This window comes from Kineococcus indalonis (assembly GCF_009906395.1).
In the GTDB taxonomy this organism is placed as follows: Bacteria; Actinomycetota; Actinomycetes; order Actinomycetales; family Kineococcaceae; genus Kineococcus; species Kineococcus indalonis.
In genome coordinates, this window is sequence record NZ_JAAALM010000137.1 from 1 (window position 1) to 8,459 (window position 8,459).

Genomic DNA, 8,459 nt, shown 5'->3' on the forward strand with positions numbered 1-8,459 from the left:
CCTCCCGGCGCAGGCTGACGGCCGCGTCGACGCTCGCTCGGTCCACCGGGCCGGTGCTCCGCAGCGGGTACCAGCACTGGGTGAACACCTTCGTCTCCCCGGGCGCCAGCACCGAGAAGTCCGGCTGGTTGTCGGTGAACACCCCCGCCATCAGCTCCACGTAGTGCGCGCCGTCGTCGGAGAGGTTCGCGTCCCACGCGTGCCCGAAGGGGGAGTTCCCCCACGTCCACTGCTTCTTGCCGACGGCGACCTGGTGGTCGGCCACGTGCACGAACCCCACCCCGCGGGCGTGGTCGTAGCCGCCGAAGAAGTCCTCCCGGCTGCCCAGGCACATGTACGAGGTGGGCACGGGGATCGTGCGGTACCAGTCGATCCGGTCGCCCGTGCCGCGCGCGCCGTCGGCGGCGGTGAACACCTCGCCGGCGCGGGCGGGGTAGTCCACGCCGTAGTAGTGCCGGTCCGCGCGCGGGTAGGCGGTCACGGCGCGCTTGGCGTGGTCGGCCACCACCGTCACGTCGTGCGGGAAGAAGGACTGGTAGTCCTCGTCGACGCGGGCGGCGACGTTGGCCCACCACAGGAACGACTGCGGCAGCTCCGTGCGGTTGGCCAGGCGCACCTGCAGCTCCAGCACGGAGCTGCCCGGGCGCAGCCGCAGCGCGTGGGTGCCGCGCATGCGGGTGAACGGGTCGTGGTCGGAGCAGCGCACCACCACCGCGCCGTCCTCCTCGGTGACCGCCTCCCAGTCGGTGGGCAGGTAGGTCGCAGGGCGGTGGTGCTGGGGCCAGTTGAACTCCACGCCGCCGGCGATCCACGGCCCGGCCAGCCCGACCAGGGCGGGTTTGACCACGGGGTTGGCGTAGAAGAGGTCCACCCCGCTGGGGCGGTCGCGCACCACGTGCACCCGCCCGCCCAGCTCCGGCAGCACCACCACGTGCAGCCACTCGTTCTGCAGGTGCACCGCCGTCCACGCGTGCGGCACCGCCTCGGGGGCGATGCGGTGGTGGAACGGCAGCGGGTACACCCGGCCCGAGGAGCCCTGGTAGACGCGGCGGTCCAGGTAGGCGGGGAACACCTCCGGCGGCAGCGGGTGGTGGGTCGGCAGCGTCAGCGGCGCGCTCCAGACCGCGGCCGGGGCCTCCGCCAGGGCGGCGGGCCGGTCCGGCAGGCCGAGCTGCGTCTCGTCGTCGAGCATGCGGTGACGGTAGGCCGGTGATCGCCGCGCCGAGAAGGGACGATCCCGCGCTGCCACCTGGACGATCCCGCGGTCGGGACCACCCGGCCGGCGCTAGCGTCGCGGCGTGCGCATCCGCGAGGGGTTCCCCGGGCAGCGGCTGCGGGTCCTGCCCGCCGACGTCGCCCGCGCCGCGGCCGCGTCCGGGCCGACGTCCCGGCTCCTCGTCACCGACGCCGGGTACTTCCCGCACGCCCACCACCACGGCCGCACCCGCCGCCGCGGGGCCAGCGGCACCGTCGTCATCGTGTGCGTGGGCGGGCGCGGCTGGTGCCGCACCGACGGCGGCGAGGTGGCCGTCACCCGCGCGCAGGCCCTGGTGCTGCCCGCCGGCCTGCCGCACGCCTACGGCGCCGACGACGCCCACCCCTGGACGATCTGGTGGCTGCACGCGGCCGGTCCCGACGCCCGCTCCTTCGACGCCCAGCTCGGCGGGCACCCGCCGCGCCCCGCGGTGGTCGACCTGCACGACGTGCTGGAGGTGCAGCGCGACGTCGAGCGCGTCGTGGAGCACCTGGAGACCGACGAGACCGGACCCACCCTGCTGCGCGCGGCCGGCGCGGCGTGGTCGGTGCTGGCGCAGGTGGCCGCCGACGCCGCCGCCGGCAGCCCCGTGCGGCGCGAGCCGGTGCGCCAGGCGCAGGAGCACCTGCGCGCCCACCTCGACGCGCCCGTCTCCGTCGCCGCCCTGGCGCGCGAGGCGGGCCTGTCCACCTCGCACTTCACGGCGCTGTTCCGCGCCGCGACCGGGGGAGGGGTCGTGGAGTACGCCAAGCGGCTGCGCATGGCGCACGCCTGCGAGCTGCTGGTGACCACCGACCTGCCGGTGGCCGAGGTCGCCCGCTGCGTCGGCTACGCCGACCCCTTCTACTTCGCCCGCCACTTCCGCGGCGTGCACGGGTGCAGCCCGACGGCGTTCCGGCGCCGGGAGGAGTGAGGCGCCGACGCCCCCGCCCGGCGCTCCGCCGGGTCAGGCGTGCTGCGCCGTCCAGGCCGCGTGCAGCCGCGAGTACGGCCCACCCGCGTGCGCGAGCTCCACCGCCGGCCCGACCTCCACGACGCGCCCGGAGTCCACGACCACCACGGTGTCGGCGGCCTCGGCGGTGGAGAGGCGGTGCGCGATCGCCACCGACGTCCGGCCGCTCAGGACACCTTCCAATGCGCGCTGCAGGCGCACCTCGGTGGCGGGGTCGACGGAGGAGGTGGCCTCGTCCAGGACGAGCAGGTCGGGGTCGGCCAGGTGCGCGCGGGCCAGCGCGACGAGCTGGCGCTCGCCGGCGGAGAGGCGTTCGCCGCGCTGGCCGACGGGGGTGTCCAGGCCCTCGGGCAGGCCGTCGAGCCAGTCGCCCAGGCCCAGCTCGGCGAAGGCGGCGCGCACCTCGGCGTCGGTGGCGCCGGGCTCGCCGCGGCGCACGTTCTCGCCGATGGTGGCGTCGAAGAGGAAACCCTCCTGGGGGACGGCGACGACGCGGCGGTGCAGCTCGCGGCCGGGCAGGTCGCGCGCGTCGACGCCGCCCAGCAGGACCCGTCCCTGCGCGGGGTCGACGAGGCGGGTGACCAGGCGGGCCAGGGTGGTCTTGCCGGAGCCGGTCTCGCCGACGACGGCGGTGCGCGAGCCGGCGGGCAGGTGCAGGTCCACCCCCGTCAGGACGGTCTTGTCGGTGCCGGGGTAGGTGTAGGCGACGTCCTGCACGCGCACGTCCACCGGCCCGGCGGGCAGCTCCTTCACGCGGTCACCTGCGGGTTCGGGGACGGTGACGGGGGTGTCGATGAGGTCGACGACGCGGCGCCAGCCGGCGAGGGCGTTCTGCAGCTCGTTGAGGACCTCGGTGGTGGCCTGCACCGGACCCACCCACAGCTGCGCCAGGAACAGGAACGCCAGCAGCCGGCCCAGGGTGAGGTCGCCGTCCGCGCCGAGCAGGGTGCCGACCACGATGACGAGGGCCACGACGAGGCCGGAGACGAGCACGCCGGTGGAGAACGTCGCGGCGGTGGCGACCTGCGCCTTCACGGCCTGCTGGCGGTGCGCCTCCACGGCGGCGTCCACGGTGCGCCGCGAGCGCGCGGAGGCGGCGTGCGCGCGGATCACGTCGGCGCCCACGACGGTCTCGGAGATCGCGGCGAGCATCTCGCCCATGCGCACCCGCACCGCGGCGTAGGCGCGCGCCACGGGGCGCTGCAGCTTGTTGCGCAGGAACACCAGCGGCACGAAGCACGCCAGCACCACCAGGGCCAGCTGCCAGGAGTAGAAGAACATCAGCGCCGTCGCCAGCACCACCTGCCCGAGGGAGAGCACCAGCACCAGCATCCCGGTCTGCAGGAACGTGGAGATGGTGTCCACGTCGCTGGTGACGCGGCTGACCAGCGCGCCGCGCCGCTCGCCGGACTGGGTGAGCACCGCCAGGTCGTGCACGTGCCGGAACGCGCGCACCCGCAGGCTCGCCAGCCCCGCCTCGGTGGCGCGGAACAGGCGCACGTTCACCACCCACGCCGTGCAGGTGGTGAGCACCACCACGACGGCGGCGATCGCGCACAGCAGCGCCACCCGCCCGGGGTTGGGGCCGCCGGGGCCCAGGACGCCGGTGTCGATGGTCTGCTGCACCGCGATCGGCACCACGAGCTTGCCGATCGTCGTGGCCGCCGCGATGGCCAGGGTCACGCCCAGGCCCTCGGCGAACTGCGGGGTCAGCTCCCGCGCCCGGCGCAGCACACCGCCCTGCGCCCCGGCCTCCGATCCCCCGCCGGTGATCGTGCTCGTGCTCACGCCATCCCCGTCCCGTGCTGCGCCTCGTCCGCCCGCTCGCGCGCCGCGCGCGCGTACGCCGTCACCAGGTCCCGGTAGCCGGCGTCGCGCGCGGCGACCTCCGCGGCCGGTCCCCGGTCCACCACCCGTCCCCGCTCCAGGTGCACCACCTCGTCGGCCAGCGCGATCGTCGCCGGCCGGTACGCCACCACCACCACGGTCGTCCCGGTGCCGGAGGCGGCCAGTCCGTCCAGCACCGCCCGCTCCACCGTGGGGTCCAGCGCGCTGGTGGCGTCGTCCAGGACCAGCAGCCGGGGCTTGCGCACCAGCGCCCGCGCCAGCGCCAGGCGCTGGCGCTGCCCACCGGACAGGGTGGAGCCGCGCTCGCCGACCAGCTCGTCCAGGCCACCCGGCAGGGCGGCGATGAAACCGTCGGCGCGCGCCAGGCGCAGCGCCTCCCAGATGTCGTCGTCGTCCACGCGCCGCCCGGCGGGCACGTCGTCGGCGTCCAGGCCCAGGGCGATGTTGCCGCGCACCGTGTCGTCGAAGACGAACGTGGACTGCGGCACCAGCGCCGCCACCCCGGCGACCTGGCCGTCGGCGAGCTCGCGCACGTCCACCCCGTCCAGCAGCACCGTGCCGGAGGTGGGGTCCACCAGGCGCACCAGCAACCCGGCCAGCGTGGACTTGCCCGCGCCCGTGCCGCCGACGACGGCGACCGTGGAACCGGCGGCGACGTCGAGGGTGACGCCGGCCAGCGCCGGCACCGGCTCGCGGCGCGGGGCGCGCGGTTCCCCGCGGCGCACGAACTGCTCGGGCACGTCGGCGCGCTCGTCCAGCGGGTCCGCGGCGGGCACCGGGTGGCGGTAGCCGATGCCGTCGGCCGCCACCGCCAGCGGGCCGGCGCCCTCGCCGGCGGGCAGGGAGCGCTCGCCCCACGGCGTCGTGGCGCCCTCGCGCAGCACCGCCTGCACGCGCGCGTCCCCGGCCACCGTGCGCGGCAGCTCCGAGAGGACCCACCCGAAGGAGCGCACCGGGAACGCCAGCAGGCCCAGCAGGTACGCGATCTGCACCAGGTCGCCCACGCCCACCGCGCCGGAGGCCGCGCGGAACGTGCCGACCACCAGCACCGCCAGCGTGCCCAGGGAGGGCAGGGCGTCGATCACCGGCTCGAACCCGCCGCGGGTGCGCCCGGCGGCCACGTTCGCCTCCCGCAGCCGGTCCGCGTCGGCGGCGAAGCGCTGCACCTCCTCCTCGCCCAGGCCCAGGGTCTTCACCACCAGCGCGCCCTCGAAGCTCTCGTGCGCGGTGGTGGAGACCTCCCCGCGCAGCTGCTGCACGCGCGTCACCCGCGGGGACATGCGCCGCTGGTAGACGACGTTCGCGGCCAGCAGCGCCGGCAGCACCAGCAGCGCCACCGCCGCCAGCACCGGGTCCGCCGCCGCCATCGCCACCCCCGCCACCGCGATGAGCACCACCACGCCCAGCGCGAACGGCAGCACGAACATCGCCTGCCAGGTGGCCTCCACGTCCGAGCCGGCCGTCGCCAGCAGCCGCCCCGCCGGGTGGGCGTGGTGCCAGGCCAGCGGCAGGTCCAGGTAGCGCCGCGCCAGCAGGCGGCGGTAGCGGGCCTGCAGGGCGAAGGCGACCATGCCCGCCCAGATGCGCCGCACCAGGATCCCGGCGACCGTCACCACGGTCACCGCCATCAGCGCGCCCCCGGCCAGCCACACCTCCGCCGTGCCGACCGACCCCGAGCCGGTGACGGCGGGCACGACGACCCGGTCGGTCACCCGCCCCACCAGCCAGCCCGTGGCGGCGGTGCCCGCGCCGTAGACCGCCGAGCCGACGATGGCCGTGCCGAACAGCCGCGGCTCCTCCCGGGCGCCGCGGGCCAGGGTGCGCATGCCGCTGAGGAAGGTGCCGCTCACTCCACGCAGCCTGTCACGGGTGCGGGCGCGGTGCCGGACGAGGCTTTCCCGGTCGCCCGGGGTGGCGCTGCGGGGTGCGGGGCGGTGCCTCCGCCGTCGAACGTCGCAGGTGGTGCCGAGTGCTCGTGACCGTGGATTGACTACTTCTCTGGGCAGTTGACTCATATGGTGGGCAGGTGGACCTGACCCACCCCGTGCGAGCCGTCGTGCCCTCCCTGGACGGACCGGTGCTGACCGTCCTGGCGGGACTCGCCGCTCCGCTCTCAGGTCGAGAGATCGCTCGCCTGGTGGGCACGGCGTCCCCGGCGGGCGTGCAGCGGGTCCTGACCCGTCTCGTCGCCGAAGGCGTCGTCCGTGCGGAGCGCCGGCGCAACGCCGTCTACTACACCGCCAACCGGGAGCACCTCGCCTGGCCCGCCGTGGAGGTCCTCGCCGGCCTGCGCCGAGAACTCCTTCGCCGGATCACCGATCAGGTGGCGAGGTGGTCCGTGCCGGTGCGCACGGCGGCCGTCTTCGGGTCCCTCGCGCGCGGCGAGGGTGACGTCCACTCCGACGTCGACGTGCTGCTCGTCCACGCCGACGGTCTCGGCGAGGACCAGGCGGCGACGTGGGAGGGGCAGGTGGACGCGCTGGTGAGCGCGGTGGAGGCGTGGACCGGAAACCCGGCGCAGCCGTACGCCGTCTCCGTGCAGCACCTGCGCGAGCACGTCGAAGCGGGAGAACCGATCGTGCAGTCCTGGCGGCGGGAGGCCATCACCCTCGTCGGCCGGGACGTCGCCGCGCTCCTGCGGGACGTGGCGCGGTGAGCCCCGCGGGTCGCACCGGCGACTGCTCCCCGTCGGAGGGCCGTGTGCGCCTGGAGCAGGCGAGGGCGTTCCTCGAGGTCGCCGAACTGGTCCTCGAGGAGTCCGACGACGGCCTCGCCACCCCGCAGGTCGCCGCCTCGCTCGCCGTGCTGTGCGGCATCGCGGCCTCCGACGCGGTCTGCTGCAGCCGCCTCGGGCGGCGCTCGCGCGGCCAGGACCACCGGCAGGCCGTCGACCTGCTGGCCGGCGTGCGACCGGACGGTCCGGCGATGGCCAAGGACCTGCGGCGGCTGCTGGAGATCAAGGACCAGGCGCACTACGCGGCGACGATGGTCTCCGCGGCCCGCGCGGAACAGGCGGTTCAGTGGGCGCGGCGGCTGTACGACCTCGCCGTCCGCACCGGTTGATCGAGCGCTCCCACCACCAGGACGTCGACGTGGTGACGGGACGCTCGCTGGAGCAGGGGCCGCAGGACCGCGGCCGTGGTCAGCAGCTCAGGAGCGGTCGAGGTCGCGAAGGAGAGCATCGTCCCTCCTCAACCGCTCGGCCGCGTCGAGGCAGCGCGGGTCGGCGGAGGCGACCAGGTCGGCGTAGACGAGGGGGGTGGGCGCCACGGGGTGGCCCCCGGTGGCCGGCCAGTTCCAGAACAGCTCCCGGACCTCGACGCCGCCCGCGCCCTCGGCCTTGCGCAGCCGGTGGGCCACCACCGTCCGGCGCGGGACGCGGCGCGCGTAGAGGACCGCGGCGGCCGGGCGCAGGTACGGGTCGAGCAGGTGGGCGGCCGTCTCGCCGCCCCACAGCGCCCCGTCCGCGCGCAGGTCCTCGTCGGCGGAGCGCCACCACTGCGGGTCGGGGGCGTCGAAGCGGGCACGGACCAGGCCGGGCGCGGTCCGCACGGCGTACGCCTCGACCCAGCGGTCGAGCAGCGCGCGGGTGCGGTGCAGCCGGCGCCCGGTGCCGTCCACCTCGACGTGGCCCTGCGTGCGCAGCTCCGCCAGGACCGCCTGCACCGTGCCCAGCGATGCGCCGCTGCGCTCGGCGATGACCCGGTAGGGCGCGTCCACCGACGCCGGCTCGCACAGCAGCGAGAACGTCACCCGCTGACCGCGAGGGCTGAACGCGCGCAGGGCGTGGGCCGGCGGTGCGGTCGCGGCCGGGCGGGGGCGTCGGCGCCCGCGCACGTCCACGAGCAGGTCGGGCCAGCGCAGGTAGGCGTTGCCGGCGGTGTCGGCGAAGTGCACGCCGCGGTGGCGCAGGACGTCGCCGGCGGCGTCGGAGACGTGCGGGGCGACGACCAGCAGGGGTTCTTCGGCCCCGCGCCCGACGGTGGCGGCTGCGGCGGGGGTCAGCGAGGAGTGCTCCTGCACCGCGTAGTCGTGCCGCGCGCCGGCCGGCGTCGACAACCGCCACGTCCGCGCCGTCGCGGCGCGGGTGCGCGGTGCGGTGCGGACGTCCACGCCGAGGGTGCGCAGCTGCTCGGCGACGGCGGGGAGAGTGCCCTCGGAGGTGCCCGTCACCGCGCACCTCCGTTCAGGACCGGTCACTGTTCACGAAGATTGAACAGTGACTGGTCCTGAACGGTCGAGGAGGCGCCGCACTCGCCTGAGCCGGGTCGGCCGCGATCTCGGCACCTCCGGGACCTCGGCGCCCGCGGGGCGGTGAACCCTGAGCAGCGAACTCGGAGCCGACCCTCTCCCCGTGCGGTGATCAAGGAAGTGGCAACTTCCCCGATCACCGCAGGGGGGCGA

7 protein-coding genes are annotated in these 8,459 nt (G+C 76.0%); 3 read left to right on the forward strand and 4 right to left on the reverse strand.

What is annotated here, in order from left to right:
* Window positions 1-1,192 (reverse strand): DUF5107 domain-containing protein (locus tag GTR00_RS08985; RefSeq protein ID WP_166611287.1); only part of this gene is annotated, 1,192 nt, incomplete at its 3' end.
* Between the two features lie 106 nt (window positions 1,193-1,298).
* Here GTR00_RS08985 and GTR00_RS08990 point away from each other — a divergent pair.
* Window positions 1,299-2,168: an AraC family transcriptional regulator gene (locus GTR00_RS08990; protein ID WP_166611288.1), complete on the forward strand. Its 870-nt coding sequence runs from the start codon at window positions 1,299-1,301 to the stop codon at window positions 2,166-2,168.
* Window positions 2,169-2,201: 33 nt separating this feature from the next.
* Here GTR00_RS08990 and GTR00_RS08995 read toward each other — a convergent pair whose 3' ends face one another.
* Window positions 2,202-3,995: an ABC transporter ATP-binding protein gene (locus GTR00_RS08995; RefSeq protein ID WP_323132346.1), complete on the reverse strand. Its 1,794-nt coding sequence runs from the start codon at window positions 3,993-3,995 to the stop codon at window positions 2,202-2,204.
* On the reverse strand, window positions 3,992-5,905 hold the full coding sequence (locus GTR00_RS09000) for an ABC transporter ATP-binding protein (RefSeq protein WP_166611289.1): 1,914 nt from the start codon (window positions 5,903-5,905) through the stop codon (window positions 3,992-3,994). Before GTR00_RS09000 ends, GTR00_RS08995 begins: the two co-directional genes overlap by 4 nt.
* A 176-nt stretch (window positions 5,906-6,081) precedes the next feature.
* On the opposite strand from GTR00_RS09000, the gene GTR00_RS09005 reads away from it, so the two are divergent.
* The gene (locus tag GTR00_RS09005; protein ID WP_166611290.1) at window positions 6,082-6,711 is read left to right on the forward strand and encodes a nucleotidyltransferase domain-containing protein; all 630 of its coding nucleotides are present in this window, start codon (window positions 6,082-6,084) and stop codon (window positions 6,709-6,711) included.
* Window positions 6,708-7,118 (forward strand): DNA-binding protein, encoded by a 411-nt coding sequence (locus GTR00_RS09010; RefSeq protein WP_166611291.1) that lies wholly within the window; start codon window positions 6,708-6,710, stop codon window positions 7,116-7,118. Before GTR00_RS09005 ends, GTR00_RS09010 begins: the two co-directional genes overlap by 4 nt.
* An 87-nt stretch (window positions 7,119-7,205) precedes the next feature.
* Here the strand turns inward: GTR00_RS09010 and GTR00_RS09015 are convergent, their stop codons facing one another.
* Window positions 7,206-8,228 carry a type IV toxin-antitoxin system AbiEi family antitoxin gene (locus GTR00_RS09015; protein WP_166611292.1) on the reverse strand — a complete coding sequence of 341 codons (1,023 nt, stop codon included), beginning with the start codon at window positions 8,226-8,228 and terminating at the stop codon, window positions 7,206-7,208.
* Between the last annotated feature and the right edge of the window lie 231 nt (window positions 8,229-8,459).